The sequence below is a fragment of the Streptococcus anginosus genome, from assembly GCF_001697145.1.
In the GTDB taxonomy this organism is placed as follows: Bacteria; Bacillota; Bacilli; order Lactobacillales; family Streptococcaceae; genus Streptococcus; species Streptococcus hominis.
The window spans coordinates 1,444,053-1,470,608 of sequence record NZ_CP012719.1; the positions used below are offsets into that span (position 1 = coordinate 1,444,053).

Here is a 26,556-nt window from a genome sequence, read left to right on the forward strand (position 1 = left end):
AATCTGTCTTTTAACACTTTATTCTTGCAATGTTTTAGAATACTGATATAATAAGACTAAGAAGTTTGACTATTATTGACCAATTGGTATCAGTCAAACAAATTTTAAAAGAAAGAGGTAGCACATGCTTTGTCAAAACTGTAAAATAAATGAATCAACCATTCACCTTTACACGAATGTGAATGGAAAACAACACCAAGTTGACCTCTGTCAAAATTGTTATCAAATCATGAAAACAGATCCAAATAATGCCTTATTTCGTGGCATGACCAATATGAACAATCAAAATAATTTAGACCCTTTTGATGATTTCTTTAGCAATCTAGGGAATTTTCAAAATCATCAAGAACCGCAGACCCCTCCTACTCAATCTGGAGGTAGTTACGGCAATGGAGGTTACGGTTCCAATCAAGGTGGGGGTGCACGCCAGCAAACTCCGCAACAGCCTAAAGGCCTCCTAGAAGAATTTGGTATCAATGTAACCGAATTTGCTCGGCGCGGTGAAATTGACCCTGTCATCGGTCGTGATGAGGAAATCGTCCGCGTCATTGAAATTCTCAACCGTCGGACGAAGAACAACCCTGTCCTCATAGGAGAGCCCGGTGTCGGTAAAACAGCTGTTGTAGAAGGCTTGGCCCAGAAGATTGTGGACGGTGATGTTCCACACAAACTCCAAGGAAAAGAAGTCATCCGTTTAGATGTAGTCAGCCTAGTGCAAGGAACTGGTATCCGTGGTCAATTTGAAGAACGAATGCAAAAACTCATGGAAGAAATCCGTTCTCGTCAGGATGTGATTTTATTCATTGATGAAATCCATGAAATCGTTGGAGCTGGTGCAGCTGGAGATGGCAATATGGATGCTGGCAACATCTTAAAACCCGCTCTTGCTCGCGGTGAGCTTCAATTAGTTGGTGCCACAACTCTCAATGAGTATCGCATTATCGAAAAAGATGCAGCACTGGAACGCCGGATGCAGCCAGTAAAAGTGGATGAACCAACGGTTGAAGAAACCATTACTATTTTAAAAGGCATTCAAAAAAAATACGAAGACTATCATCACGTTAAATATACAGATGATGCCATTGAAGCGGCAGCTGTCTTATCCAATCGTTATATCCAAGATCGTTTCTTGCCAGATAAGGCTATTGACTTGCTAGACGAAGCAGGTTCTAAAATGAATCTGACACTTAATTTTGTTGATCCCAAAGTTATTGATCAACGCTTGGTAGAAGCTGAAAATCTCAAGGCACAAGCTACTCGTGATGAAGATTTTGAAAAAGCTGCCTATTTCCGTGACCAAATTGCCAAATACAAAGAAATGCAGCAAAATAAAATGGCAGACCAAGATACACCTATTATCAGTGAAAAAACCATTGAGCATATCATTGAGCAAAAAACAAATATCCCAGTTGGTGATCTAAAAGAAAAGGAACAATCGCAACTGATTAGTCTAGCTGATGATTTGAAAGCTCATGTCATCGGTCAAGATGATGCCGTTGATAAAATTGCCAAAGCCATTCGCCGTAATCGTGTCGGGCTTGGCTCTCCTAATCGACCAATTGGTTCCTTCCTCTTTGTCGGACCAACCGGTGTCGGTAAAACAGAACTTTCTAAACAATTAGCGATTGAGCTCTTTGGTTCAGCTGACAGCATGATTCGCTTTGATATGAGTGAATATATGGAAAAACACAGCGTAGCCAAACTCGTTGGAGCACCTCCAGGCTATGTTGGCTACGAAGAAGCCGGACAATTGACAGAGCGCGTACGCCGCAATCCTTACTCTCTCATTTTACTTGACGAAGTAGAAAAAGCGCACCCAGATGTCATGCACATGTTCCTGCAAGTTCTTGACGACGGACGTCTGACAGACGGACAAGGGCGCACAGTTAGCTTTAAAGATACGATTATCATTATGACTTCAAACGCTGGTACTGGCAAAGTCGAAGCAAATGTTGGCTTTGGAGCAGCGCGTGAAGGACGGACTAACTCTGTTCTCGGTGAATTAGGCAACTTCTTCAGTCCAGAATTTATGAACCGCTTTGACGGTATTATCGAATTCAAGTCCCTTGATAAGGAAAATCTCCTAAAAATCGTAGACTTGATGCTTGAAGATGTCAATGAACGGCTTGCAACAAATGACATTCACCTCGACGTGACAGACAAAGTCAAAGAAAAATTAGTTAATTTGGGTTACGATCCGAAAATGGGAGCTCGTCCGCTCCGTCGGACAATCCAAGATCACATCGAAGACGCCATTACTGATTACTACCTTGAACACCCAAGTGAAAAAGAACTCAAGGCTGTCATGACAAGCAACGGTAAAATTGTCATCAAATCAACTAAAAAAGCTGAAAATGAAGCCAACAAAGAAATCCAAACACCAGCAGCAGATGACAATGCTAATTAAACATGAAATTCACTCCTTAGAAGTCTAGGGAGTGACTTTTTAGTTACTGAACACTGTATCTCAAAATTGTCTTTAGTCTCTCTGGAGCGGTGCGATTTTTATTGTTCAAATAAATTTCACGATGATATGCTGTACAGCGTTTTAACCCATTTTCTTGACAGAAAGCATCCATTTTCGCGAAGGTCTGTGGCTCATCGTCAAATGGTCCTACATGAAGCATTGCAACGCTGCTTCCTTCGCTTATTCGTTCAAAGCGAATCTCATTATAAAACGGATTTGGTTTTTTCACTTTTACTTTTACGAGAGCTGTTTCAACTATTTCATTTGTAATAAACTCTGGCTGGGCAATCATAATCGTATAAACTAAGTCGTCTTTTACCAAAGTCTTCTCTGATTCTGTTTGCTGCCAAATCCCTTCCAAAGGGTAAACGGTAAAATCAGTAAATTCCTGATGATGAGCAGTTTTTTTATACTCCATTTTAATCGCATAAGCGAGGGAATAAAGAGCAGAAACCCTTTCTGAAAAGTCAGCTTTATTTGGATTTCCTTGACCATTTAACATGATAAATGACTGCACAGGGTGTTCAATGACCACAGAATTTTTTGGAACTTGATAAAGTTTTTTATCTAATTTTCTCCATTCATATTTCATTTGTTTGCTCCTTTCATTTTTCTATCATGAGTATAACAAAAGAAACTTGTCGCTTGATGTCAACTTTTATATAAAAGTAAAATTTATTTGAAGATTTTTCTTCTGTTTTCCCATATTTTTTATAATAGATATTCTGTTTTTTCAAAATAATCAGAAAATTTCAATTTTTCTATTGTTTTTTTGGAATAAGATGTTATAATAGACAACAAGAAAAATAAAAAAGGAGTTACGTTATGTTGATGATAGCTATTATTATCATTATTTATAGTATTTTATCAAGGCGTAGCTACCGTTTTAAAATGGGATAATCATCTCCGTTTTTACATGACTCCGCCTTATTCTCATTTGGGATAGGGCGGATTTTATTTTTCAAAAATAAAGGAGTTTTTTATGACAAAAGAAAACACAACCGTATCACTTACCCCTAAATCATTTTTGCATAAAGTTCTAAACGGAACCGCAATTGGTGTTATCGTAGCCTTGCTGCCTAACTGTATCTTTGCCATTATTTTCTCTTTAGACTTTTTCAAAAATAATACTTTCTTTGCAACTTGGAATGTGGCTAACGTTCTTTTCCAAGCCACTTTATCTGCCGTAATTGGAACGCTGGTTGCCTTGGAATTTAATTTCAAAGGAATGAAAGCTGCGCTTCTGACAGCCATTGCTTTTGTTAGTTCTGGTGCTTCTAGCAAACTAGCTGGAGCAACGGAGTTATTAGGATATGTTCAAAAGCAAAAAGCCCCTGCTGAAATTACCGCAACTGCAAACAAAATGGTTACTGGATTCTACACGACCGGTACAGGGGACATTATCAATGTCATGCTAATTTGTGCCCTTAGCGTTCTCGTATTGCTCTGGCTAGAAGGAAAATTTGAATCCTTTAATTTCGTTCTTCTGCCAATCGTTGGATCGCTTCTTGCGACTGTGGGGCTATTTACACTTCCTTATGTCAAAATGATTTCTAGCTTAATTGGGCAAGGAATCATCTACTTTACGGATCTTCAGCCTTACTTAATGAGTGTTCTCATCTGTGTTACTTTTGCTATCTTAATCGTGGCTCCAATCTCAACTGTTGCAATCGGTCTTGCCATTGGACTAAATGGACTCGCTGCCGGTGCTTCTGCTATGGGGGTCGGAACAACTTGTATCGTACTTGTTGTTCATTCATTCTTCGTCAATAAACCTGGTGTAACTGCTGCTGTCGCCCTTGGTTCAATGAAAATGATGATGACCAATGTCTTTGAACATCCAATCTCTTATGTTCCTATCATTGCAACTTCTGTTGTAACTGGACTATTGGTTCCCCTCTTCACCATTATCGGGACGCCTGCATCAGCAGGTTTTGGATTAGTTGGTCTGACTGGACTCTTCGCTTCTGTTACAGGCGGACTTCCCATGGGACTGGCAATCTTAGCTTGGCTTGTCATCCCAACAATCGTTGCCATTCTTTTCCGTCTTCTCTTTGAAAAAGTACTCAATTTATATACAGCAGATATTTTCAAATTTGAACCTTAAAATGCTTGAAAGCCTTGACAGCACTTGATTTCTGCATTATGATATTAGTAGCATATAAGAAAGAGTGGAAACGATATGACAGTCGCAACTTTTGGAGAAAAGCAAGAAGACGTTCAATATGTGAATCGCTATGGCGTTTATGCAGTTATTCCAGATGAAAAGCAAGAAAAGATAATTTTAGTGCAAGCCCCCAACGGCGCTTGGTTCTTGCCCGGAGGCGAGATTGAGCAAGATGAGGATCGCTTGACTGCCTTAAAACGTGAACTGATTGAAGAGCTTGGTTTTACTGCTCAAATCGGTCAATATTACGGACAAGCAGATGAATATTTTTATTCTCGCCACCGCGATACCTATTTTTATAACCCTGCTTACATTTATGAAGTAAGCCAGTATGAGCAATCGCAGGCACCTTTAGAAGATTTTAATCAGCTCGTCTGGTTTCCAATCGAAGAAGCTATTTCCAAATTAAAACGTGGCAGTCATAAATGGGGAATTGAAATGTGGAAAAAGAATCATAAAGTATGAGAAATTGTTCACATTTCTTATGAAAAAGTGCTATAATAGGAATAGAATATAGGAGGAAGTCAGATGAAGCTTATTAACACGACAAACAGCCATGCACGCCTTGTACAAAGTCAATTAGAAAGTACAGATGCTACACTAGTTGAGACTTTTTCCGCTGGAAATACAGACGTCGTCTTTACGCAAGCACCTTTTCATTATGAAATTCTGATTTCAAATAAACACCGCGCCATTCGCGAACAAGAAGTTGAAAAAATTCGAGAATTTTTTTTGAAACGAAAAATTGATACAAAATCGATTGATGCTTCTCGAATTAAGACACTCTATTCAACAAACCTCATTGAAATATCCATCCCAACTAAATAAGCCTGTCAAGGCTTATTTTTTTGTTTAAAAAAGAGTGAATTCGCAACTAAGTGCTCAATCCACTCCCGTTTTATTTCTGTCTGACATAGTTCATCATGTCGTATGGTAATGTATTGGCGGTTTCTTTGAGAGAATAATTTTCTAAATTATTGACATTTTGACGGAGAAATTTTGCATAACTAGCTGAAATCAGCTTTTCGTGTTCATATTCAAAAATAATCTTCCGCTCCAAATAATAACCTCGCAGCATTTCCTTGATATTATTCGGTTTGATACGCGTGATAACCCGCTCAATAAAAGCACCGCTTTCAATAATTGCTGTCTCACGGATACGCGAATCTTGCAAGAAATTGATAAGCGCAGTATTATAAACGCCCTTCAGATTTTCTAAACTGCCGATAATCACTTCTGTATTGGCTAGATACAGTTCGGCAATCTCTTCTCTTTCAGCCTTACTAGGCTTTGCTCTATCTTGATTGAGCCAATTACGGAAAGTAGAGCCAAACGTAACAATCTCATGTAGCAATAAGCGAGTCATTCTGAAAAAGCTAATCAAAAAATAAGTGAAGCGCGAAGCAAGATTGCGGTTGATTCTTTGCTCCATATTCCATAAATAACGTTGGTAAATGGAATAGGCACGGTTACTCATTTTTCTTTCTTCGTAGGCTTGTTCCAAACCGTCACTTTCAATACTCAGCATCAGCAATTGTAAATCTGTCAAATCTTTTTGAACAGATTTGCCTTCCTGCTCCAGAATAAGATGCTCGATTCGTCCATGATAATTATCAATAGCCGCATAAAGCGGAGCTTTGACTTTGGTATGCTTCAAATCTTCTTCTAATTCTTGGACAACGTCATTTAAAATAGCAATATGCATGAGGTAGTCTGATGATTCTTCCTTATTTTCTGATAAACGAGGCAACACTACCAGTCCTGTCAAAAAACTAAGCAATGTAACTCCAGCCACCAAGAAAAGCAAAAGAGGATATTCCTGCTCTAAAGCTGTTGGAATCAAGAGAATGGTTGCAATGGATACGGTTCCTTTTACGCCTGAAAAAGTTAACAGAGCAATATCTCTCCAATATTTCGACATTTTCTTTTTCAAACATAGGCTTCTCCAGAAATAAAAGCCATAAATCATGACAAAACGAATGACAAATAGCACAATCGTCAGCAAAAGAATCGTCAGAAGGAGCCAGAGATTATCATAAACTGGGCTTTTCAAAATGGGTTCAGCTATCGTTTCCAACTCAATTCCTAAAATGACAAAGACCGATCCATTCAGCATAAATGTGACAGTTTGCCAAATCGTATCTGTCACGGTATCAACTTGAGCCTCTAATAAAGTAATCCTTTTAAAACGACTAGCCTTAAAAATCCCTGCCACGACAACTGCAATAATCCCTGATACATGGAGTTCTTCGGCTAAAAAGAATGTCAGCAACGGTAAACTTAATTCTAACAACAACTCTCCTGCTGTGTCTGAGGCTCGCACCGTATACAGCAGCTTTTGCAACTGACGATTTAAAAAAGCAGTTAGACCACCCACAATAAAACCGCCAATGATTGAAAGGATAAGTGAGGTGCTGGCTTCCTGAGCTGAAAATTTCCCTGTTGTCCAAGCCGTCAGGGCAAATTGAAAGGCAACCAACCCGCTCGCATCATTTAGCAAGCCCTCCCCTTTCAAAATATTTTCTACACGTTTTGGAAAGGTAAAGCGCTCAGATAAGGACGCAAAAGCCACTAAATCAGTCGGACCCAAGGCGGCTCCAACCGCGATACACGCTGCAAGAGGAAGGTACACCCATAGCCAATGCGATAAAAAACCAAGACTCAAAGTTGATAGAAAAATAACTGGAAAAATCAGATAAATAACAATCTTCCAATGCTTAAGAATACTGGTAATATCGCTTTCTTCTGCTTCTCGAAACAGTAGCGGTCCAATGATTAAAGCTAGAAACAGCTCTGTCTCTAAATGAAACGTCCCAACTGGAATGAAAAATCCCAAGCCAATCCCTAATAAAATTTGTATGAGTGGCGTCGGCAAGCTTGGAAATAGCTTGTTGGTGGCATTTGAAACAATCAGAACAGATAAAAAGATAATAATATAAAGGAGTAAGTCCACATTTTCCTTCTTTATTTTTGTTTACAGCATTTTTCAAAAAGCATCTTCTGCTCGGAGATTTTTTGATCTATTTTCGATAAATCGCGATGCTCAATCATTTTTTGACAGCGCTCCATTTCAAGATTGACTAATTTTTTCTTAATCCGAAGCATTTTTTTGCTCATCTGCGCATCATTTACTTGCTTTGCTAAGATTTCTCCATTGGTTGAATCTAGATATTGACTGCGCAAGCAGTTCAATTTTTCATGTAGATATTGCTTATCCATTTTTCTCCCTACTTAGGTCATTTTTAATTTCTCAATCATCACTAAAAAGGGGGGCTGATTGATTTGGTTGATTGTTTTATAAAGGGCGACAGTAAATTCCTGCTGCGGCAATTGACTGACAAAATCTAAAACTGCATCTCGCTCCACATCGCCACCTGTATGTCCATAATAAATCATGATTGCAATCCGACCGCCAGTTACTAAGCGCTGACATAATTTTTCCAAAGCCTGAATAGTTGTATGTGGCTGCGTAATCACTGTTTTATCTGCCGACGGAAGATAGCCTAGATTAAAAATAGCTGCTTTAATACTTGCAACATATTGATCCACATTTTCGTGACCTGTTAGAAGCAATTCAACATTGTCCAATTTAGCTTCTGCCAAGCGCTTGGTAGTTTGCTCAACGGCTTGCTCTTGAATATCAAAAGCATACACTTTTTTAGCCAATCGTGCCAAGAAAAGCGTGTCGTGCCCATTGCCCATAGTGGCATCAACGACGATGTCTTCATCAGTCACTACTTCCTCTAAAAAAGCATGTGCCATTTGTAATGGTCTTAACATATAAATCGTTGCTCCTTTGCTTTACACCCTTGAACGCTGCCGCGACGGTTCATTTCCTGTTCAATCGCATTGAGAACTTCCCATTTGTTGAGGCTCCACATAGGGCCAATTAACATATCTCGTGGCGCATCCCCTGTAATTCGATGAATGACGATATGTTTAGGGATTATTTCTAATTGATCACAGACAATAGAAACATACTCATCTTGGCTAAGCAGCTGCAAGCGTCCTTCATGATAATCTCGTTGCATGCGTGTGTTGGTCATTAAATGCAAAAGATGTAATTTAATCCCCTGAATATCATTGTCTGTCACACAGCGGCGAACATTTTCTATCATCATCTCATGGCTTTCACCAGGCAAACCATTGATTAAGTGAGAAACTATCTCGATTTTTGGAAATTTCCGCAGCCGTTGAACCGTTTCAACATATAATTCATAGGAATGTGCGCGGTTAATCAATTGCGAAGTAGCTTCATAAGTCGTCTGCAAGCCCAGCTCTACCGTCACATGCATGCGTTCAGATAATTCTGCTAGATAAGCAATCGTCTCATCAGGCAGGCAGTCTGGTCTGGTTCCAATGTTAATACCTACAACTCCTGGCTCATTGATGGCTTGCTCATATCGCTCACGAATGACCTCCACCTTATCATGGGTATTGGTGAAATTTTGAAAATAAACTAGATATTTCTTGACTTCAGGCCACTTTCGATGCATAAAATCAATTTCCTTGTAAAATTGCTCACGAATCGGTGCTTCTGGTGCTACAATGGCATCACCTGACCCAGATACCGTACAAAAAGTACAGCCACCATGAGCTACCGTTCCGTCTCGATTAGGGCAATCAAAGCCAGCATCAATCGGAACTTTAAAGGTCTTCTCTCCAAATAGTTTTCGATAATAAGCATTTAACGAATTATATGGTTTCATAACTTTCATTGTACCACAAAATAAAACAGAACTCGCGTTCGGAGTTCCATTTACACTTTACTAATGTCCGTTGGCTTCCATTGGTGCTTTTTCAAATCCACACAGCCATTCGTTTTAAAAGTCACTCCTTCGGCCCAAAGGAGATGTCTCTGCTCCTCCCACGCTGGCGCTAAGCATCCTGCGGAATTAACCACACGATGGCAAGGATACTTCCCATAAAGTCCAGCCTGAGACAGGACGCGACCTACCAAACGAGCATTTCTTTCTCGCCCTATCAAATGTGCAATTTGTCCATAGGTAGCCACTTCTCCTACAGGAATCTGCTCAACTATTGACAAAATTTGAAGAATCAGACGTTTATCTAAAACTTTTACCACCCTGCCTCCTCTAAACTGTCTGCTAATAATCTATTTTTGCTTTCCTGCAAAACGCCATTGGAAGCGCACTTTATCATAGTATGGAAATTCAATATATAAAATCCCCACTCCTAATAAAGGGCTTCCTAAAACATCTGTCGGATGATGCACACCCAGATAAACACGTGACATTGCAATGAGAAGAATCATCGTAATCAATAAACCTTGCAATAAACGTTTTGTCTGTACGGTTTGCACTCGTTGGCTAACAATAATCAACAAAGTACCAAAGATTAAAGTCGAAGCCAAGGCATGTCCGCTTGGAAAAGAAAAACCACTTTCTACCACTAAATGTTGAAGTACAGGACGTGGACGTTGATAAACGCCCTTTAATAACTTGACCAACAATCCTGTTAACACCAGATTGCCTCCCAACAGCAAAGCCTCACTCCACCATTTTTTATAAAGGAAAATCCCAAGTAAAAGAGCAACCCAAGTTACAATAACAGGAGTATTGATCAGACTGGTCAAGCTAGAAAAAAACACGGTCAATGCATGTGGCAAATTGCCACGCAAAGTCGTTTGAAGTAGACTATCAATTCCTTTTAATTGACCTGAATGAAACTTAACAACGTATCCTAGAATTACAAAAAGCAAAAGGGCAAAAGAGCCCTTGGTTAAAAAAGTTTGTTTATTTTTCATATTTGATTAAAATCGGTTTTAAAAGCAAATGAATGAGCCAGAAGGCAACTGCAAAAACCACACCTTCTAATAGATTAAATGGAATGACCATTGCAAATAGATAGTTTGCTACGCCCAGAATCTTTGAAATATCAAAATTAGCAAATGTTGCATAGAGTGGAATAGCATAGGCATAGTTGAGAATCAGCATTGCCAAGGTCAATCCGAGCGTCCCCACCACAGAAGCGATTAGAAAACGAACGGTTGTCTGCTCTTTTTTCCAAATCAAAGCAAAAGCAATTACGAAAACAGCAACCGCAATGATATTCATCGGCAAGCCAATATAAGTATTGACACCTTGATTATTCAGCAGCAGTTTGAGCGCTGAACGAACCAATAAAATACTCAAAGCACCACCTAAATCCAGCACCACTAATCCCAGTAGGATTGGTAAAATACTGAAATCCAGCTTTAAAAAGCTAGTCCCCGGTAAAATCGGGAAATCAAAGAACATCAGCAAAAATGAAATTGCTGAAAGAATGGCAACAACAGCCATTTTGCGTGTATGTGTCATAACAGGTTCCTCCAATTTATAAAAATTAGAGAAGCTGGAAGGCTTGCTGAAGAACGATTTCTCCAAATCAACGGAACCTTTGAAATAGTATAAGAAAATCTCCTTAAATAAAATTTAAAAGCTGTAATTTTAGACCTTCTTCATTGCCTTTCGTCTTCTCCCATCCAGACTGTACTGTCGGTTGTGGAATTACACCACATCAGCTTACGCTCGCGGACTTAAAACAGCTATCCAGTTGGCAAAAATTTTGTTTTTAAATGAAGTGGCACTACAAAGATATACCATGAAACTCCAACGCTATATAAAAACAAAAGATTGTCAACGGCTGTAAATTACCGCCGGTCGGGAATTTCACCCTGCCCTGAAGACCCTTTAATCATAACAAAAAAAGCCTGCTAGAGCAAGCATTTTATCCGATGTCGTCCATTCTTTTAAGAAATCCTATTTTAATTTGTCATGTGCATAGTGATGTACTAGATCTAATCCTGTAAAATCTTGCTGGCGCAGGGCTTCATACACCATCATACAAACTGTATTTGACAAATTCAGACTTCTGACATGCTCATCGTTCATCGGAATCCGCAGGGCTTTTTCAGAATGAGCACGCATAAAATCTTCTGGCAATCCCTTATCCTCACGCCCAAACATGAAATAGTGATTTCCAGCAGTTGCAAAATTTTCTTCCGCATAAACCTTCTCCGCAAACTTAGAAATCAAATACAATTGTCCGTCCATTTTACTCATGAATTCTTCTAAATTGTCATAATAAGTAATGTCCAGCTTATCCCAATAATCCAAGCCAGCTCGTTTCATCTTACGGTCATCAATCGGAAATCCCATTGGTAAAATGATATGAAGAGGCGAATTAGTCGCCGCACAAGTCCGTGCGATATTTCCTGTATTTTGAGGAATTTGTGGTTCAAAAAGAACAATGTGATTTTGAAATGTTGTCATATGTTATAGCCTTCTCATCTATCTTAGTGAACTGTGATTGCTACCAAGCAAAAAAATAGCCACACTGCCCGGAGTCAAGCTCAGCAGACAGCGTGGTTTAAGGCTCATTAACTTACATCACAACAGGTTTGAGGTAAATCAATGAGGGTACTTTCTTAGTATATCACTTTCTTAGCACATGTCAACAAAAAAAGCTTTATTTTTTTATATTTTCTAGATTTATATGACGAATTTTCAAGTTTTATCTTTTTATTTTCAATTACTAGACTCTTCTGAATAAAATATCTCTTTTTCTTTCTTCAAAACGATGAAATTTTTGCAAAAAAAGGGTATGATAGAGGGGGATACTTGGGAGGTATAACATGAAAATTATTGTCGTTGGTGGCGGTAAAGTAGGCTCTGCACTTTGTCGTTCACTTGTGGCTGAAAAACACGATGTGATTCTCATTGAGCAAAACGAAGCCGTACTGAATCGCATCACCAAGCGTTATGATATTATGGGCATTGTTGGTAACGGTGCCAATTTTAAAATTTTAGAGCAAGCTGATGTAGAGCATTGCGATATTTTCATTGCCATGACAGAGCATGACGAAGTCAATATGGTATCAGCTGTGTTGGCAAAAAGAATGGGAGCAAAAGAAACGATTGTCCGAGTGCGCAATCCAGAGTATTCTAATTCTTATTTTAAAGAAAAAAATATCCTTGGTTTCTCTCTCATAGTCAATCCTGAATTACTAGCAGCACGCTATATTGCAAATATCATTGAATTTCCAAATGCGCTCTCTGTTGAGCGATTTGCCAATGGACGCGTCAGCTTAATGGAATTTAAAGTTAAGCAAAATAGTGACCTTTGTCAGATGACCATGTCTCAATTTCGCAAAAAATTTGGCAATGTCTTGATTTGTGCCATTAACCGCAATGGACAATTACTCATTCCAGACGGTGAAATTACCATTTTGCAGAATGATATTATCTATGTCACCGGAAACCGGGTGGAAGTCATTCTTTTCCATAATTTCGTGCGACCCAAAGTCATTAAAAGTTTGATGCTCATTGGTGCAGGAAAAATCGCCTACTATCTACTTAATATTTTAAAAAATAGCAAAATCAAACTAAAAGTGATTGAAATCAATCCAAAGCATGCTGAATGGTTTAGTCAAGAATTTCCACATTTACATATCGTTCAAGGTGACGGTACTGCAAAAGATATTCTTCTGGAAGAAAGTGCGCAGCACTATGACGCTGTTGCCACTTTGACTGGTGTCGATGAGGAAAATATCATTTCATCTATGTTCCTTGAAAGCGTGGGTGTGCAAAAAAATATCACGAAAGTCAATCGGACTAGCTTGCTTGAAATCATTGATAGTCAGGAATTTTCAAGCATTGTAACACCAAAGAGAATTGCTGTTGACACGATTATGCACTTTGTCCGCGGACGTATGAATGCTCAATATTCTGATTTACAGGCCATGCACCACCTTGCCAATGGACAACTTGAAACTCTGCAATTTCAAATAAAGGAAGAAAATAAAATGACTGGAAGACCACTTTCCAGCCTCAAACTGAAAAAAGGTGTCTTGATTGCTGCCATTATCCGAAATGGAAAACCTATTTTCCCAATGGGGGAAGACCACATTCAAATCGGTGACCAAATCATCGTCACAACTCTGATCCAAAATATCACACAAATATATGATTTGTTAGAGAGGTAAGCCATGAATAGAAGTATGATTCGTTTCCTCCTCTCAAAATTGTTAATCATTGAAGCAGGGTTACTGCTAATTCCACTCATTGTAGCGTTTATCTATCATGAACCCAATCAAAACCTGCTCTCAATTTGCACCACAATTGGTATTCTCTTAGCAGTCGGATTTTTAGGTATCTCTTTTAAACCTAAAAATCATCACATTTATGCCAAAGAAGGGGTCCTGATTGTCGCCTTATGCTGGATACTTTGGTCCTTCTTTGGGGCGCTTCCTTTTGTTTTTTCAGGACAAATTCCTCATCTCATCGACGCTTTCTTTGAGATCAGTTCAGGCTTTACAACAACTGGAGCTTCTATCTTACCAGACGTCTCTGTTTTGTCACATTCCTTACTCTTTTGGCGTAGTTTTACCCACTTAATCGGAGGTATGGGAGTACTCGTCTTTGCTCTTGCTATTATGGAAAATAATAAAAATGGTCATTTGGAAGTAATGCGAGCAGAAGTCCCTGGTCCTGTTTTTGGGAAAGTTGTCTCTAAATTAAAGGACACTGCACAAATTCTCTATTTGCTGTATTTAGCACTTTTTGCTATTTTTGTAGTGATTTATTATCTGGCAGGAATGCCTTTATTTGATAGTTTTATCATTGCCATGGGAACAGCGGGAACAGGAGGTTTCGCAGTTTACAATGATGGTATTGCTCACTATAACAGCTCTCTCATTACGTATCTAGTCAGTTTTGGAGTACTTATCTTTGGAGTGAATTTCAATCTCTATTACTTTTTACTATTGAGGAAATTTAAAGCATTCTTTGGCGATGAAGAATTGCGAACTTATCTCATTATTGTAACATCTGCAACTATATTCATCTGTCTCAATGTTTTCCATATTTATCAAAATCTTTCCCAGACCTTAGAAGTTTCTCTTTTTCAAGTATCTAACATTATCACCACTACCGGTTTTGGGCTTGGTGACATTACATCTTGGCCACTCTTTTCTCAATTCATCCTTCTCATTCTCATGTGCATAGGAGGGTCCGCTGGTTCAACCGCCGGCGGTTTAAAGGTGGTTCGTTGCTTAATGCTGGTTCGCATTGCTAAAAATCAAGTATTGTCCACCCTATCACCAAAGCGGGTATTGACTCTGCACGTCAATCATAGTGTCATTGACAAAGACACCCAGCATAAAATCTTAAAATATCTTGTTCTGTATACGATGATTATCATCTTTCTCATTTTTATCGTCAGTTTAGACAATAATAACTTGATGACAGTCGTCAGTGCTGTTCTTAGCTGTTTCAACAACATTGGACCAATGTTAGGAACAACTGATAGCTTTGCAATCTTTGGTCCTATTTCCAAACTCTTACTCTCTCTTGCCATGATTGCAGGGCGTTTAGAAATTTACCCAATGATCCTGCTCTTTATGCCACAGACATGGTCAAAACGATAGCATATCACCTGAAACTCACTGGTCATAGAACTAACATCTCAGACTGTAGACAAATCACCATTTTGGTAGGTTTGTCTTTTATTTTTTAGTGGAAATGCTTCTTTGCTAATTTTTTATTTTCTTTTATCAGATAAGTCATAAATAAAATCCGTAAGAAACCTGAATTTCCTACGGATTTCGTTTGTATATTCTTTTATAAATACAAGATTTTGTAAGTTAACAGTCTCACAATGTTAAAATTCAAGAGCAAATATTTTGACAGGGTTAAATTCTAGGTGATAAAATAGTTCAAAATAAAAACGTTTTCAAATAAGAAATAATTTTATTCTGTAGCTTCACCAGCTTTGTTTATTAAACTACAAAAGCTCAAGGAGTACAGAACAATGCCTGTAGAAATAATTACTAAAGAAATATTTAAACAACATTATCAAAAGGCAAAATGGAAATCCTTTATTCAATCCGTAGAAATGTCTATTCTATTGAAAAAAGAGGGTATAATGTTGAGTTCATTGGCTTCTTTACTAACAATCAATTACAAGTATCAGCCTTATTATTTAGTGCAAAAATGGCAGGTGGTCTATACCTAGAAATCAACTCTGGACCTGTTGTTACTAATTATGAGTTCTTACCTAAATTTTTTGAAGAATTAAAAATCTATGCAAGAAAGTTAAAGGCTATGGAGCTTGTTGTAAAACCTTATGATATTTATCAAGTCTTCAATAGTAAAGGTGAGTCTATTAGTACAGAAAAGAAGGAACTTGTATCTATGCTCACCAACCTGAATTACCAATTTGATGGCTTACAAAAGGACTATCCTGGAGGTGAAGGTGATTGGCATTTTGTAAAAGACCTAAATGACTTAACAGAAGAAACGTTGTTAAAATCTTTTACTAAACAAAGAAAATCATTAGTCAAAAAGGCTAAAACATTTGGTATAGAACTGCATAAACTTAAACGTAATGAGCTTTATAAATTTAAGCAGATTGCTTCATCAACTTCTGAGCGTCGCAACTATGATGATAAGACTTTAGATTATTATGAAAAATTTTATGATAGCTTTGGAAGCAATGCAGAATTTATTATAGCGAGCATAAATTTCAAAAATTATCTGGAGCATTTACAAATTAATCAGAATGAATTATCCAAAAAAAATAAAACAACTACAAGCTTATCTAGAAAAAAACAATCACTCTCCTGAAAAAAAGTTGAATCAAATTCGAGAACTATCTAGTCAATTTGAAACGTTTGAAATACGAAAAAACGAAGCATACCAACTATTAAAAAAGCATGGAGACGAAAGTACAATATTAGCTGGCAGTCTTTTTATATACACTCCCCAAGAAACGGCCTATCTCTTTTCTGGATCCTATCCTGAATTTAACAAATTCTACGCACCTGCTCTTCTACAAGATTATGTAATGCGAGAATCAATCAAGCGAGGTATTCCCTGTTACAACCTTTTAGGTATTACTGGTCATTTTGATGGTTCTGACAGTGTACTTCGTTTTAAACAAAATTTCAATGGTTATATCCTTAGACAAATGGGAACTTTTAGATATTATCCTTCCCCGTTTAAACATAAAACTATTCAAATAATTAAAAAAATTTTAAATAGATGAAACCTAAATAAATTCCATGATTTTGCTACACTTGCTTAAAAGACTATGTGAGCCAATATAAAGTCTTCATTAGGTGTGTAATCCTAGTGAGATATTTGTGATTAGTAGTTTATTATGTTTATCGCAAAAAGCAACAATAACCCTTACTCATTCTCCACTGAGATTAGTGTACTATCTACTTCTTATCAGATAAGCTATGATGATTCTATTTAAACACAAAAAGAATGTTAGAGACAAACTAACATTCCATAATTTTTCACTCTGATTATATTATAGAGAAAGCATTTTTGCACTATTTTAAGGTTTACCGTATAGGAACTAAATGAAACAACAATTTAGTATATAGTCTCATCTTCGAAACATACTACATGTTATCTTTCACTGCGACTGCTACCATTCTAGCTTTGGCACGCACCTGACCCGCTACTGTCATCTCCATTGCCACAATGGCTTTTCTTTGGCCTAGTTCTTCAAGTCGAGAGATGACCGTAATTTCCTCATCAATGGGCGTTGGACTTTTATAATCTATTTCCAAGCGAGCTGTGATAAATCGTCCAATGACCGTTTCTTCTGTCAAATCTAAGCCCTTATTTTGATGAGCAAACCAGGCTGCTGAAGCGGTACCATGACAGTCAAAAATCATGGCAATCATACCGCCAAATAGATTAACTGGAACACCACCGGTATACTGTTGAGCTGGTGTTATCTTGCTAATACAACTAGTCCCATTTAAACTAGGATAAGTTTTTAAATGCAAGCCTGACTCATTCTTAGAACCACATCCCCAACAATGCTGGAATCGCTCACCATAAGTATCTTGAATAGCAATATTTCTTGTTTCCAAAACCATTTGTTCTCCTTTTTAAAATTAAATTTATAAGCGCTTTTATGATTATTATATCAGTCTTTAAATGAAGAGTAAACACGAAGTAGATTCAAGATATTTTAATCGTTCGTCTAAGCTGACTTTATAGAAAAGATAGTTAGATTTCACACAGCGAATGCCTTTAAAACTTTTCAATTTTCATTGAGTATGAGATGAACCGGCAACAAAAGGCCCGCGAGAAATACAAAAAACGAGCAATTTTGATTTTCTGTTAGTTAGAATGTCAAAATTGTTCGTTTTTCTTATTTGTACTATTAAGTTATAGTATTTTATAAAGAATCTCTGGTTGCCCCTTTTATAGAGGAGGCATCTCAACCTCTTGCTTTGTCTTCTGCATAGTTACGCTTCAAGCTAAATACATCCGGCACAGGATCATCTCCTCCTTCTGCCCAAGGATGACAACGCAAAATACGTGCTGTTCCCATTAAGACACCTTTAGCACCGTGCTTTTCAATCGCTTGAATCATATAATTTGAACAAGTCGGCTGATAGCGACAAGAAGGTGGAAAGGCTGGCGAGATGAACTTTTGATAAAAACGCACTGGTGCGATAAAAATTTTTTTCATCATTTTTTCTTCGTCACAGCTAGGTTATGTAACTGGCTGACCTCTTTTTTATTGAGACGGCGAGCTTCACCCGGACGAAGTCCCGTTAAATTCAAATGACCGAATTGCGTACGAGAAAGTTTATCTACTTGCAAACCAACCGCTTCAAACATCTTTTTCACTTGATGATTTCGTCCTTCATGAATGGTCAACTGGACAACCGAACGATTCTTAACTGGGTCTACTTTCAGAATTTCATAAACCGCTGGTTTGGTTTTTTTGCCGTCAACTTCCACACCTTTTGTCAAGGGACGGAGAACTTCTTTATCAGCCACCCCCTTGACACGAGCTACATAGACCTTATCAATTTCATTTCTAGGATGAATCATCTCATCTGTAAAATCGCCATCATTTGTCAAAATCAAAGCACCCGACGTATCCCAATCAAGTCGACCAACTGGATAGATTCTCTCTGTGACATTTGGCAACAAATCAACCACCGTTGGACGACCTTTGTCATCTGTCACGCTAGAAATGACACCGCGAGGCTTGTTTAAGAGATAATACACTTTTTCTTCATTGTAAATCGGCTGACCACTAACCTCAACACGATCACCTGACTTGATCGTCGTTGCCAACTCACGAACAACTTGTCCATTCACAGTGACAAGCCCTTGTTTTATCAACTCTTCTGCCTTTCTACGGCTTGCAATCCCAGAATGGGCAATATATTTATTGATTCTCATCCTCTATCCTTTCGGTAAATAGCTGACTTTCTTCTGCTATTAACTCTGTTTCTTCTACTATTGGCAATTCTTCTAAGCTATTGATTCCCATATAATCCAAAAAATAATCCGTTGTCACATAAAGATTTGGGCGCCCTAGCACTTCTTTTTTTCCATTTTCACGAATCAAGTCAAATATCTGCAACTTTGAAATCGCACCACTAGAATTGACTCCACGAATCTCATCCACTTCCACTCTCGTAATGGGCTGCTTATAAGCAATAATAGATAAGGTTTCCAAGGCAGCCCTTGATAAACTTTGATTGATTGGTGCTTTTGAATATTCCCGCAAGAGTTCAGCGAAATCTTGCTTGGTAACAATTTTATAAGTATTCGACGTCTCTAACAAGGCAAGACTCGAATCTTCATCTTTTTGATACTTTTCTGCCAATTTCTCCAAGCTCTGTGTCACACCTGTCGGAGGTATAGAGAGGAGCTCTGCTATTTGACGGACCCGCAAGCCGTCTTCGCCCGCTACAAAGAGCAGGGCTTCAATCTCTGCTAACTTACTCATTTCTTTTTCCTATTAGATAAATATTCCCAAAATTTTCTTCTTGCATTACTTGGATTTCTTGGACTTTTACTAGTTCCAATGTCGCTAAAAATAAGGTAATCACTTCATTCATATCTTTTGTTTCTGAAAAAATGGCTTGTAGAGCAATTTTTTCTTGAGAATAACAACGCTCTCGTATCACATCCATCATGTCTTCGATTTTATATTCATCTTTAACAATCGTTGTATGACTTTGAGCAAATTCTTCTCTTTTTTGCGTCATCAATTTAGAAAAAGCCAAAAACAAATCAATCGTTGTCTTATCATGGAGCAATGTTGCATCTTCATACACCAATTCAATTTTAGGTTTAGAATAATAAAGAGCTCGTTCTTCATGTTGCTCCGCCATTTTCTCACCTAACAATTTGAATTTCCGATATTCCTCAATTTGAGAAAGCAAATCTTGCTCCAAATCTTCTTCAGCTTCTAAGCTATCAGCTACTTTTGGCAAGAGTTTTCGGCTTTTAATCAACATGAGCTGACTTGCCATAACCATGTATTCTCCCGTCACTTCTAACTTCATTGCTTGAAGAGTCGCCACATAAACCAAATATTGCTCAATGACCTCTGTAATCGGCACATCATAGATATCCATTTGATATCTTGACACCAAATGAAGCAATAAGTCCAATGGGCCTTCAAAATCTTTAATTTTTATGTCCATTATCTGTATTTTTCTAATGTCATCATTGTTTTCAAGCCTAAATTGCGCGCAATTTCATACAATTCAACACCTTGCTCTCGCTGACGTAAAATATATTGCTCTCGCAAACTCTGAGCTGATAAAGTAGCTTGATTTTTTTCAATCAAAAAAGCTTCTAATTGACGAAAGCCCCATTGGCGCGAATAGCTTTTCCCATTCTTTTCTAACAAATAAGTTCCTTCCAGAGTTGTTTCCAGTTCTCCAATCAACTGGTCTGGAATGGGCACAATGCGCTTTTGACCTGCTTTCTCAATGCGAATAATCTGAAAATCCAGATTGACATCTGCTACTTTCAACTGTAAAATTTCGCTTGGTAAAAGCCCCATTTCTAAAATGAGAAGCGCAATCAAGCGACCGTTGTATTGATTTGTATCTGCATAAAAATCAGACAAATCCAAAATTTCCGCATCGTGTTCTTTCGGAATACCAACTTTTGGCAACTCCAAACGATAAAAGTCTGAAATCAACCGTTGCTTGTATAAATAATGCAAAAATTGATTGATAGCAGATAGTTTTCGTTTCTGAACAGATGGTTTGAAGTCAGCAATAGAAGCTTGGTAAATCCGCAGATTGGTCTCTGTAATTTTTGCATGGGTCACATCTATGAATTGCTCTAAATCATAAAAATAAGCTGTTTTTGAATTCTCAGATAAATTTTTTCCTTCTAAAAAGGTTGTTATTTCTTCTTTCATTTTGGATGAATCTCGTATTCATTCGCAAAACTATGCAAAAGGGCATTGACCGCTTTTAAGATAGATTTGCGTGTAATAATTCCTTGAAATGTATTGTCCTGATCAACGACTGGCAAGAAGGACTCGTCTACTAACTTATGCAACACTTCTGTCAATGTAAAATCTGGACCAACTGTCAGGTCATCTTTTTTTGCCATGTGAACAATATCCGTTGTCATAAATTCCTCATCAGGAATTTCATGCTGCATTTGGTAAGACAAGATATCTGTCAGCGAAATAGTTCCAACAAACTTCTTTTGATCTGTCACCACGGGTACTCGTGAGTAGGTCATCTGACTCAACAACAAAATAGCATGATCAGCATTGTGAGTATCAATCAAAACAGCTAAGTTTTCTGCCGGTGTTAAAAAAGTATCTTCTTGCTGTAAGAGAAAATCTTCAAATTCCTTAGCAATCATCGAGCAAACTCCTTTGATAGGCGAGAATAAAGTTCATGGCTACGCGTGTAATAGTCTACTTTAAACATATCATCTGTAATTTCAACTTTAGCATACAGTCGCTCATTGATGACACCGCGCGGTTGACTGATAGAGCCGGGATTTAAAAAGAGTGTTTTTCCTTCCATCCACGCATCTGGAATATGCAAATGCCCATACAAACAAATATCTGCATTTACCTCTTGTGCCCAGAGGTCCAATTTTTGAAAACCAAAATTAATCTGTTGAAGGTGACCATGAGTTTGTGCGATAATCGTTCCGTTTAAGTCCGTCACTAAACGGTCTGGATAACCACCATAGAAATCCATGTTCCCAGCCACAACGTAAATTCCTTGCCACACTTCATCATCACTAGGCAACTCAGAATCACCGTTATGAAAAATAGCATCTACTTTCCCAAGATAACGATGTTTTATCTCTTCCACAATAGCACGATTGCCATGAGAATCACTCATTACGATGATTGTTTGTTTTTCCATGCTGGAAATACCTCCACTAATTTTTGAACTGCTTGAGCTCGATGTGATTGAGCGTTTTTTTCTTCCATTGTTAATTCAGCAGATGTTTTACCTGTTTCGCCTACTAAAAATAAAGGATCATAGCCAAATCCATTTTCGCCTTTCGGCTCAAAATTGATATAGCCCGACCAATCAGCCTCTACGACCAGACTTTCTTTGTCAGGACTTGCCACTACCAGAGTGGTATGAAACTGTGCAGAACGGTCTTTCAAGTCGAAAACCATTGTTAATTCATGCAGCAATTTTGCATTGTTCTCTAAGTCTGTTGCATCATTTCCCGCAAAGCGAGCAGACCAAACTCCAGGCAGACCGCCTAGTGCATCCACTTTTAAGCCTGAATCATCCGCCAATACCATTTTGCCAGTCAATTTAGAAATGGTTTCCGCTTTCAAACGAGCATTTTCTTCAAAAGTCATTCCTGTCTCTGCTACCTCTGGCAAATCAGGGTAGTCATTCAGGTTTTCAATTTTGTAGCCTAATTTTTCAAATATTTTACGAAATTCAGCAGTTTTTCCTTCATTGCGAGTAGCGACTAAGATTGTATCTCCGACTGTCAAACCTGACAAATCTTTCTGAGAAAAGAAATCATTCAGCTGAACCCCATTTTTAGGCAAATGCACTAAAACTAACTGTCCCTTTTCCGTAATCAGAATAGCACCTTTATGAAATTGTGCCTGAAACTGTGAATCTTGGTTCTCGTTAATCATTTGCAAGACAAATTGAACAAACGACATCATGGAGTTATATTGAATCACTGCAACAGAAAAAGACTGCTCTTCAACTACTAATTGACGGAGCTCTTCTTCCATGCGACTGAGTTCTTCCGAATCAACATCCTTAAAATGGAAAGTTCCGCCACGAGAGGACCATTCTCCAACATACCAATCTTGGGTATCTTTATACTCATAAATTTTGCTACTCATAAGGTCACATGCTCCACATTTATTTCTTTGTTTAACCACGTTTCTGCAATTTCAGCAAAACTTTTTGCATTTGCTGTGGTAAAAAAGCGGTGTTGAGGAAGTTCTCCTTCTCTGCTGTGATTGATTTCAAAATAATTAAGCAAGACAGAAATGTCCCGCACACACTCTGCTCCACTATCAATCAGTTTCACTGCTGGTCCCATTACATTTTGAATGATTGGTTTTAGCAAAGGATAATGCGTACAGCCTAGCACTAAAGTATCTACCTTGCCTTTTAACGGCATCAAGCTCTCATAGACCACTTTTTTCGTAATGCTAGACGACAGCTCGTTAGACTCTACCAGTGGTACAAACTTGGGACAAGAAAGACTTGTCACCTCCACTTCTGGTAAGAGACGCTCGATTTTCTGACGATAAATATCTGATTGAATCGTCATTGGCGTTCCAATAATGCCAATCGTCCCATGTTGAGAAGCTTTAATTGCTGCGCTAGCTCCTGGTAAAATCACTCCCAAAACTGGAATATCCAATTTTTCTTTGATTTCTTCCCAAACCACAGCAGTAGCTGTATTACAGGCAAGAACAATCATTTTGACATTTTTAGTTAAGAGAAATTGCACTAATTGCCATGTATACTCACGAATCTGCTCTGCAGGTCGAGGACCATAAGGCGCACGCGCAGAATCACCGATATAAATCACTTCCTCATGTGGAAGCTGCCGCATCAGCTCGCGAACAACTGTCAAACCGCCCACGCCTGAGTCTAAAAAACCAATTGGTCGATTATCCATAAGTTCTTCTTTCTAAAGAAGGGACTGGGTGCAAGTCCCAAATCCCCATTCGTTTATCTCTTTAAAAATCAAATTTTATACTGTTTTAACAGCTTATTTTTTCTTTTTAGCATTTTCAAGTGCTGCTTTTTGTTGATTTTTAATTTGACGATACACTTGTTGTACCTTTGCTTCATTTGGCTTTTGTCCATTTGCAGATAGCATTGTACGAACCGCATCAATATTCAAACGTGGATTGTCTGCAAATTCTTTTTCAATTTGTTTGCGGACAAGGTACATTCCAGCGAGCATACCACCAAAGAAAGCCAGAATAATCAACAAAATAGCTAATAGTAAATTCATAAATATGTAATCCTCTTTTCCCTTTTTACATCTTCTTATTATATCAAAAATTGTCTATTTTTCAAAATCAAAGCCATACAAAGTTGCGAAGTAATCCTCCGGTATTTCAGCACGCCGAATCATTCGTACACCACCGTCTTCTTCTAGCAAAATCTCAGCTGAACGAAGTTTAGCGTTATACTGATAGCCCATTGAAAAACCATGTGCTCCTGTATCGTGAATCACCAAAGTATCTCCAATATTGGTAATCGGAAGTTCGCGCTGAATGGCAAATTTATCATTGTTTTCGCAAAGACTGCCGACCACATCCACTATTTCTGTCGGTCCATCTGGATGATCCATATTTGTAATATGGTGATAAGCGCCATACATAGCCGGGCGCAGCAGATTCACTGCCGAAGCATCTACACCAATGTAAGTGCGGTAAGTCTTCTTTTTATGCAATACTTTCGTCACCAATAATCCATGAGGGGCCAGCATAAAACGTCCCAGTTCCGTAAAAATTTTAACCTTTCCTAAACCTGCAGGTGTTAAAATTTCCTCATAAACTCGGCGAACTCCTTGCCCAATCGCTAAAATGTCATTTGCTTTTTCTTCTGGACGGTAAGGAACGCCTACTCCGCCTGAAAGATTGATAAAATCCAAGTCCACATTGGTCTCAGCCACAATCTCAACGGCTAATTCAAATAGCTGACGGGCTAATTCAGGATAATAATGATTCGTAACAGTGTTAGAAGCCAATAAGGCATGAATCCCAAATTTTTTAACGCCCAACTTTTTTAAATCTTTAAATGCTTGGATGAGTTGTTCTTTAGTCATCCCGAATTTGGCTTCTTCTGGAGAATCCATAATATCTGTTCCCAATTCAAATACACCGCCTGGGTTATAGCGGCAAGAAATGATTTCTGGAATGCTCGCCACTTCCTGTAAAAATGCAACATCTTCATAAGCATCAAGATTGATAGTAGCTCCCAATTCACGCGCAAATTGTATTTCTTCTGCGGGTGTATCATTGGACGAAAACATCATGTCATTTCCTGAAAAGCCTACTTTTTGGCTCATCAAAAGTTCTACATAGCTGGCGCAATCTACTCCACAACCTTCTTCTTTCAAGATTTTCAAAATAGTCGGATTCGGAGTTGCTTTCACTGCAAAATACTCTTTAAATCCTTGATTCCAAGAAAAGGCTTTCTGAAGCGCACGAGCTGTCTCACGAATTCCTTTCTCATCATATAAATGAAATGGAGTTGGAAATTGAGTTGTGATTTCAGCTAACTTTTCGCGACTAAGAAATGGTTCTTTCATAGCAAGTCTCATACTTTCTTTTCATTTGCTTTATTATATCATAAAAGAAGAATCCACAGCCATAAAAAAGAAGCTGGAACTATTCCAACTTCTAATTCTTACTTTTAATTATCTCTTCCAAAAATGCGAAGAATGCTGAGGAACAGATTGATAAAATCAAGATAAAGGCTTAAGGCGAGTGAAACTGCCCAACCAGCCGCTACATTTCCTCCTGATTGCTCATAGACATAGCGGATTCTTTGATTATCCCAAGCAATCAATCCAGAAAAGATAATCACACTAATAATGCTAATGATGAAATCTAGTCCAGAACTTCTAAGGAAAATATTCACCAAACTAGCGATGATAACTCCAATCAGACCTGCAATAAAGGCTCTGCCCAGACCAGAAAGATCTTTTTTGGTAAATTTCCCAATCAATGCCATCGCAAAAAACATCGCTGAAGAAGTAACGAAGGCTGCTAAAACTGTTGCTTGTGTGTAAAGAGCCAACACTAAACTAATCGTAAAACCATTTAAAGCCGAATAAACTAGAAAAGTTGGCAATGCAGCTGGATTGTTTTTGGCAGACATTCCTGAAGCTACCCAGACAAGAACCAACTCAGCAAAAATAGCTAAGTAAAAAATCCAACTATTCGCCATTATTACTGAATAAATCACATCTTGAAATATTGTTAACATCAAAGCCGAGACAAGGGCAGAAATGCCAATCCCCATACCGACTAATGAATAAACTTTAGCGTAAAAACTATTGATACCACTATTTTCTTGAATAACTGTATTGTTCATAAGCTCTCTCCTTTATTATGATATGTTACGATTTTAACATTTTTCGATGGAAAAGTCTTCTTTTAGCCATTCTTTTCCGAACTGGCGCCATGGCTTCCTTGATTGCCCAGTATTTATCCACCATAGTGACAATATAGCCTTCTTTATACCGTGGCGGCGCCAATGTTGCTCCCCACATGTGTTTGATAATGATGTCTTCTTCTACTTTATTTAAATTGGTTACTTTCCGTGCATTTCGTACTGCTAAACGAGGGTGTACCCAAGCATGGCTTTTATTAAATTTCGTTTCCCGCCAATCATAGTAAAACATATCGTGCAGAAGACCACCACGCGCGGTACTTTTTGCATCCCAACCTAATTTTTTAGCAATTTTATAGCTCGTATAACTAACATGAATCGAATGTTCCAAACGATTGGAATAAATATGGTGTGTTATGGTTTTTAATTTCTGGACGCGTGGTTGAGCAATCAATTGTCCAACATGCTCCATATACTCTTTATCTTCTTTATAAAGCATAGAACCACCTCCATGTGCTTCTAATTATA

General features: G+C 38.1%; 29 protein-coding genes, 1 pseudogene and 1 riboswitch. Of the genes and pseudogenes, 7 read left to right on the plus strand and 23 right to left on the minus strand.

Annotated elements, in window-relative coordinates; genetic code table 11:
- Nucleotides 1–124: 124 nt before the first annotated feature.
- Complete coding sequence (locus tag SanJ4206_RS06965) at nt 125–2,407, plus strand: ATP-dependent Clp protease ATP-binding subunit (RefSeq protein ID WP_037582766.1); 2,283 nt, start codon at nt 125–127, stop codon at nt 2,405–2,407.
- 43 nt (nt 2,408–2,450) lie between these two features.
- Here the strand turns inward: SanJ4206_RS06965 and SanJ4206_RS06970 are convergent, their stop codons facing one another.
- Nucleotides 2,451–3,059: a GyrI-like domain-containing protein gene (locus tag SanJ4206_RS06970; RefSeq protein WP_003030207.1), complete on the minus strand. Its 609-nt coding sequence runs from the start codon at nt 3,057–3,059 to the stop codon at nt 2,451–2,453.
- Between the two features lie 390 nt (nt 3,060–3,449).
- On the opposite strand from SanJ4206_RS06970, the gene SanJ4206_RS06975 reads away from it, so the two are divergent.
- The 3 genes from SanJ4206_RS06975 to SanJ4206_RS06985 all read left to right on the plus strand — a co-directional run bounded on the left by SanJ4206_RS06975 (nt 3,450) and on the right by SanJ4206_RS06985 (nt 5,462).
- Nucleotides 3,450–4,574: a PTS sugar transporter subunit IIC gene (locus SanJ4206_RS06975; protein WP_003030210.1), complete on the plus strand. Its 1,125-nt coding sequence runs from the start codon at nt 3,450–3,452 to the stop codon at nt 4,572–4,574.
- Between the two features lie 75 nt (nt 4,575–4,649).
- Complete coding sequence (locus SanJ4206_RS06980; RefSeq protein ID WP_003030217.1) at nt 4,650–5,099, plus strand: NUDIX hydrolase; 450 nt, start codon at nt 4,650–4,652, stop codon at nt 5,097–5,099.
- A gap of 63 nt (nt 5,100–5,162) precedes the next feature.
- On the plus strand, nt 5,163–5,462 hold the full coding sequence (locus SanJ4206_RS06985; RefSeq protein ID WP_003023675.1) for a DUF1827 family protein: 300 nt from the start codon (nt 5,163–5,165) through the stop codon (nt 5,460–5,462).
- A 70-nt stretch (nt 5,463–5,532) separates the two neighbouring features.
- Here SanJ4206_RS06985 and SanJ4206_RS06990 read toward each other — a convergent pair whose 3' ends face one another.
- The 8 genes from SanJ4206_RS06990 to SanJ4206_RS07025 form a co-directional block, all read right to left on the minus strand.
- Nucleotides 5,533–7,587 (minus strand): cation:proton antiporter, encoded by a 2,055-nt coding sequence (locus SanJ4206_RS06990; protein WP_157622084.1) that lies wholly within the window; start codon nt 7,585–7,587, stop codon nt 5,533–5,535.
- Nucleotides 7,588–7,598: 11 nt separating this feature from the next.
- Complete coding sequence (locus SanJ4206_RS06995) at nt 7,599–7,853, minus strand: hypothetical protein (protein WP_106384696.1); 255 nt, start codon at nt 7,851–7,853, stop codon at nt 7,599–7,601.
- Nucleotides 7,854–7,865: 12 nt separating this feature from the next.
- Complete coding sequence (mnmM, locus tag SanJ4206_RS07000; RefSeq protein WP_003023670.1) at nt 7,866–8,414, minus strand: tRNA 5-(aminomethyl)-2-thiouridylate-methyltransferase MnmM; 549 nt, start codon at nt 8,412–8,414, stop codon at nt 7,866–7,868.
- On the minus strand, nt 8,408–9,352 hold the full coding sequence (gene mnmL / locus SanJ4206_RS07005; protein WP_157622086.1) for a tRNA modification radical SAM protein MnmL/YtqA: 945 nt from the start codon (nt 9,350–9,352) through the stop codon (nt 8,408–8,410). The genes mnmM and mnmL overlap by 7 nt, the downstream gene beginning before the upstream one ends.
- A 41-nt stretch (nt 9,353–9,393) precedes the next feature.
- A complete protein-coding gene (locus SanJ4206_RS07010; protein ID WP_157622088.1) occupies nt 9,394–9,720 on the minus strand; it encodes an MGMT family protein in 327 nt (108 codons plus the stop codon).
- Between the two features lie 30 nt (nt 9,721–9,750).
- Entirely contained in the window at nt 9,751–10,401 is a 651-nt protein-coding gene (locus tag SanJ4206_RS07015) for a phosphatase PAP2 family protein (RefSeq protein WP_003030223.1), read from the minus strand.
- On the minus strand, nt 10,391–10,954 hold the full coding sequence (locus SanJ4206_RS07020) for an ECF transporter S component (protein ID WP_003030224.1): 564 nt from the start codon (nt 10,952–10,954) through the stop codon (nt 10,391–10,393). Before SanJ4206_RS07020 ends, SanJ4206_RS07015 begins: the two co-directional genes overlap by 11 nt.
- Before the next feature lie 148 nt (nt 10,955–11,102).
- Nucleotides 11,103–11,327, minus strand: a riboswitch (FMN riboswitch).
- A 68-nt stretch (nt 11,328–11,395) separates the two neighbouring features.
- Complete coding sequence (locus tag SanJ4206_RS07025; protein WP_003030225.1) at nt 11,396–11,908, minus strand: tRNA (cytidine(34)-2'-O)-methyltransferase; 513 nt, start codon at nt 11,906–11,908, stop codon at nt 11,396–11,398.
- Between the two features lie 362 nt (nt 11,909–12,270).
- On the opposite strand from SanJ4206_RS07025, the gene trkA reads away from it, so the two are divergent.
- From trkA to SanJ4206_RS07040, 3 genes and pseudogenes are all read left to right on the plus strand, one after another.
- A complete protein-coding gene (gene trkA / locus SanJ4206_RS07030; protein ID WP_003030226.1) occupies nt 12,271–13,620 on the plus strand; it encodes a Trk system potassium transporter TrkA in 1,350 nt (449 codons plus the stop codon).
- A gap of 3 nt (nt 13,621–13,623) precedes the next feature.
- Nucleotides 13,624–15,063, plus strand: a complete 1,440-nt coding sequence (locus tag SanJ4206_RS07035) for a TrkH family potassium uptake protein (RefSeq protein ID WP_022525067.1) — start codon at nt 13,624–13,626, stop codon at nt 15,061–15,063.
- Between the two features lie 383 nt (nt 15,064–15,446).
- Nucleotides 15,447–16,682: pseudogene (locus tag SanJ4206_RS07040) on the plus strand (aminoacyltransferase).
- 364 nt (nt 16,683–17,046) lie between these two features.
- Here SanJ4206_RS07040 and SanJ4206_RS07045 read toward each other — a convergent pair.
- From SanJ4206_RS07045 to SanJ4206_RS07110, 14 genes are all read right to left on the minus strand, one after another.
- On the minus strand, nt 17,047–17,532 hold the full coding sequence (locus tag SanJ4206_RS07045; protein ID WP_003029973.1) for an acyl-CoA thioesterase: 486 nt from the start codon (nt 17,530–17,532) through the stop codon (nt 17,047–17,049).
- A gap of 347 nt (nt 17,533–17,879) precedes the next feature.
- Nucleotides 17,880–18,134: a membrane protein insertion efficiency factor YidD gene (yidD, locus tag SanJ4206_RS07050; protein ID WP_003041476.1), complete on the minus strand. Its 255-nt coding sequence runs from the start codon at nt 18,132–18,134 to the stop codon at nt 17,880–17,882.
- Entirely contained in the window at nt 18,134–18,859 is a 726-nt protein-coding gene (locus tag SanJ4206_RS07055) for a pseudouridine synthase (protein ID WP_003029970.1), read from the minus strand. The genes yidD and SanJ4206_RS07055 overlap by 1 nt, the downstream gene beginning before the upstream one ends.
- Nucleotides 18,846–19,412 carry an SMC-Scp complex subunit ScpB gene (gene scpB, locus SanJ4206_RS07060; protein ID WP_003029968.1) on the minus strand — a complete coding sequence of 189 codons (567 nt, stop codon included), beginning with the start codon at nt 19,410–19,412 and terminating at the stop codon, nt 18,846–18,848. Before scpB ends, SanJ4206_RS07055 begins: the two co-directional genes overlap by 14 nt.
- Nucleotides 19,405–20,115, minus strand: coding sequence for a segregation/condensation protein A (locus tag SanJ4206_RS07065; protein ID WP_157622090.1), 711 nt, complete (start codon nt 20,113–20,115; stop codon nt 19,405–19,407). The genes scpB and SanJ4206_RS07065 overlap by 8 nt, the downstream gene beginning before the upstream one ends.
- Nucleotides 20,115–20,846, minus strand: coding sequence for a site-specific tyrosine recombinase XerD (xerD, locus tag SanJ4206_RS07070; protein WP_003029966.1), 732 nt, complete (start codon nt 20,844–20,846; stop codon nt 20,115–20,117). Before xerD ends, SanJ4206_RS07065 begins: the two co-directional genes overlap by 1 nt.
- Nucleotides 20,843–21,304 carry a cyclic-di-AMP-binding protein CbpB gene (cbpB, locus tag SanJ4206_RS07075; protein ID WP_003023640.1) on the minus strand — a complete coding sequence of 154 codons (462 nt, stop codon included), beginning with the start codon at nt 21,302–21,304 and terminating at the stop codon, nt 20,843–20,845. The genes xerD and cbpB overlap by 4 nt, the downstream gene beginning before the upstream one ends.
- Complete coding sequence (locus SanJ4206_RS07080; protein ID WP_003029965.1) at nt 21,301–21,822, minus strand: metallophosphoesterase; 522 nt, start codon at nt 21,820–21,822, stop codon at nt 21,301–21,303. The genes cbpB and SanJ4206_RS07080 overlap by 4 nt, the downstream gene beginning before the upstream one ends.
- Nucleotides 21,798–22,784 (minus strand): nucleoside-triphosphate diphosphatase, encoded by a 987-nt coding sequence (locus SanJ4206_RS07085; RefSeq protein WP_003029964.1) that lies wholly within the window; start codon nt 22,782–22,784, stop codon nt 21,798–21,800. The genes SanJ4206_RS07080 and SanJ4206_RS07085 overlap by 25 nt, the downstream gene beginning before the upstream one ends.
- Nucleotides 22,781–23,575, minus strand: coding sequence for a glutamate racemase (gene racE / locus SanJ4206_RS07090; protein ID WP_003029963.1), 795 nt, complete (start codon nt 23,573–23,575; stop codon nt 22,781–22,783). Before racE ends, SanJ4206_RS07085 begins: the two co-directional genes overlap by 4 nt.
- Nucleotides 23,576–23,668: 93 nt before the next feature.
- The gene (locus SanJ4206_RS07095; RefSeq protein WP_003023631.1) at nt 23,669–23,917 is read right to left on the minus strand and encodes a YneF family protein; all 249 of its coding nucleotides are present in this window, start codon (nt 23,915–23,917) and stop codon (nt 23,669–23,671) included.
- A gap of 54 nt (nt 23,918–23,971) precedes the next feature.
- Nucleotides 23,972–25,222 (minus strand): diaminopimelate decarboxylase, encoded by a 1,251-nt coding sequence (locus SanJ4206_RS07100; protein WP_022525073.1) that lies wholly within the window; start codon nt 25,220–25,222, stop codon nt 23,972–23,974.
- A 104-nt stretch (nt 25,223–25,326) separates the two neighbouring features.
- On the minus strand, nt 25,327–26,010 hold the full coding sequence (locus SanJ4206_RS07105) for a Bax inhibitor-1/YccA family protein (RefSeq protein ID WP_003029961.1): 684 nt from the start codon (nt 26,008–26,010) through the stop codon (nt 25,327–25,329).
- A gap of 25 nt (nt 26,011–26,035) precedes the next feature.
- On the minus strand, nt 26,036–26,527 hold the full coding sequence (locus SanJ4206_RS07110) for an HDIG domain-containing metalloprotein (protein ID WP_003029959.1): 492 nt from the start codon (nt 26,525–26,527) through the stop codon (nt 26,036–26,038).
- Nucleotides 26,528–26,556 lie beyond the last annotated feature (29 nt).

Excerpts from the sequence above, each read along its gene's own strand:
- mnmL (WP_157622086.1), bottom strand. The coding sequence starts at position 9,352 with ATGAAAGTTATGAAACCATATAATTCGTTAAATGCTTATTATCGAAAA.
- SanJ4206_RS06980 (WP_003030217.1), top strand. The coding sequence starts at position 4,650 with ATGACAGTCGCAACTTTTGGAGAAAAGCAAGAAGACGTTCAATATGTG.
- mnmM (WP_003023670.1), bottom strand. The coding sequence starts at position 8,414 with ATGTTAAGACCATTACAAATGGCACATGCTTTTTTAGAGGAAGTAGTG.
- SanJ4206_RS07020 (WP_003030224.1), bottom strand. The coding sequence starts at position 10,954 with ATGACACATACACGCAAAATGGCTGTTGTTGCCATTCTTTCAGCAATT.
- SanJ4206_RS06985 (WP_003023675.1), top strand. The coding sequence starts at position 5,163 with ATGAAGCTTATTAACACGACAAACAGCCATGCACGCCTTGTACAAAGT.
- SanJ4206_RS07110 (WP_003029959.1), bottom strand. The coding sequence starts at position 26,527 with ATGCTTTATAAAGAAGATAAAGAGTATATGGAGCATGTTGGACAATTG.
- SanJ4206_RS07095 (WP_003023631.1), bottom strand. The coding sequence starts at position 23,917 with ATGAATTTACTATTAGCTATTTTGTTGATTATTCTGGCTTTCTTTGGT.
- SanJ4206_RS07085 (WP_003029964.1), bottom strand. The coding sequence starts at position 22,784 with ATGAGTAGCAAAATTTATGAGTATAAAGATACCCAAGATTGGTATGTT.
- SanJ4206_RS07025 (WP_003030225.1), bottom strand. The coding sequence starts at position 11,908 with ATGACAACATTTCAAAATCACATTGTTCTTTTTGAACCACAAATTCCT.
- racE (WP_003029963.1), bottom strand. The coding sequence starts at position 23,575 with ATGGATAATCGACCAATTGGTTTTTTAGACTCAGGCGTGGGCGGTTTG.
- SanJ4206_RS07100 (WP_022525073.1), bottom strand. The coding sequence starts at position 25,222 with ATGAAAGAACCATTTCTTAGTCGCGAAAAGTTAGCTGAAATCACAACT.
- SanJ4206_RS06975 (WP_003030210.1), top strand. The coding sequence starts at position 3,450 with ATGACAAAAGAAAACACAACCGTATCACTTACCCCTAAATCATTTTTG.
- yidD (WP_003041476.1), bottom strand. The coding sequence starts at position 18,134 with ATGAAAAAAATTTTTATCGCACCAGTGCGTTTTTATCAAAAGTTCATC.
- SanJ4206_RS07035 (WP_022525067.1), top strand. The coding sequence starts at position 13,624 with ATGAATAGAAGTATGATTCGTTTCCTCCTCTCAAAATTGTTAATCATT.
- xerD (WP_003029966.1), bottom strand. The coding sequence starts at position 20,846 with ATGAAAGAAGAAATAACAACCTTTTTAGAAGGAAAAAATTTATCTGAG.
- SanJ4206_RS07105 (WP_003029961.1), bottom strand. The coding sequence starts at position 26,010 with ATGAACAATACAGTTATTCAAGAAAATAGTGGTATCAATAGTTTTTAC.
- scpB (WP_003029968.1), bottom strand. The coding sequence starts at position 19,412 with ATGAGTAAGTTAGCAGAGATTGAAGCCCTGCTCTTTGTAGCGGGCGAA.
- SanJ4206_RS07045 (WP_003029973.1), bottom strand. The coding sequence starts at position 17,532 with ATGGTTTTGGAAACAAGAAATATTGCTATTCAAGATACTTATGGTGAG.
- trkA (WP_003030226.1), top strand. The coding sequence starts at position 12,271 with ATGAAAATTATTGTCGTTGGTGGCGGTAAAGTAGGCTCTGCACTTTGT.
- SanJ4206_RS07055 (WP_003029970.1), bottom strand. The coding sequence starts at position 18,859 with ATGAGAATCAATAAATATATTGCCCATTCTGGGATTGCAAGCCGTAGA.
- SanJ4206_RS06995 (WP_106384696.1), bottom strand. The coding sequence starts at position 7,853 with ATGGATAAGCAATATCTACATGAAAAATTGAACTGCTTGCGCAGTCAA.
- SanJ4206_RS06970 (WP_003030207.1), bottom strand. The coding sequence starts at position 3,059 with ATGAAATATGAATGGAGAAAATTAGATAAAAAACTTTATCAAGTTCCA.
- SanJ4206_RS07015 (WP_003030223.1), bottom strand. The coding sequence starts at position 10,401 with ATGAAAAATAAACAAACTTTTTTAACCAAGGGCTCTTTTGCCCTTTTG.
- SanJ4206_RS07080 (WP_003029965.1), bottom strand. The coding sequence starts at position 21,822 with ATGGAAAAACAAACAATCATCGTAATGAGTGATTCTCATGGCAATCGT.
- cbpB (WP_003023640.1), bottom strand. The coding sequence starts at position 21,304 with ATGATTGCTAAGGAATTTGAAGATTTTCTCTTACAGCAAGAAGATACT.
- SanJ4206_RS06965 (WP_037582766.1), top strand. The coding sequence starts at position 125 with ATGCTTTGTCAAAACTGTAAAATAAATGAATCAACCATTCACCTTTAC.
- SanJ4206_RS07065 (WP_157622090.1), bottom strand. The coding sequence starts at position 20,115 with ATGGACATAAAAATTAAAGATTTTGAAGGCCCATTGGACTTATTGCTT.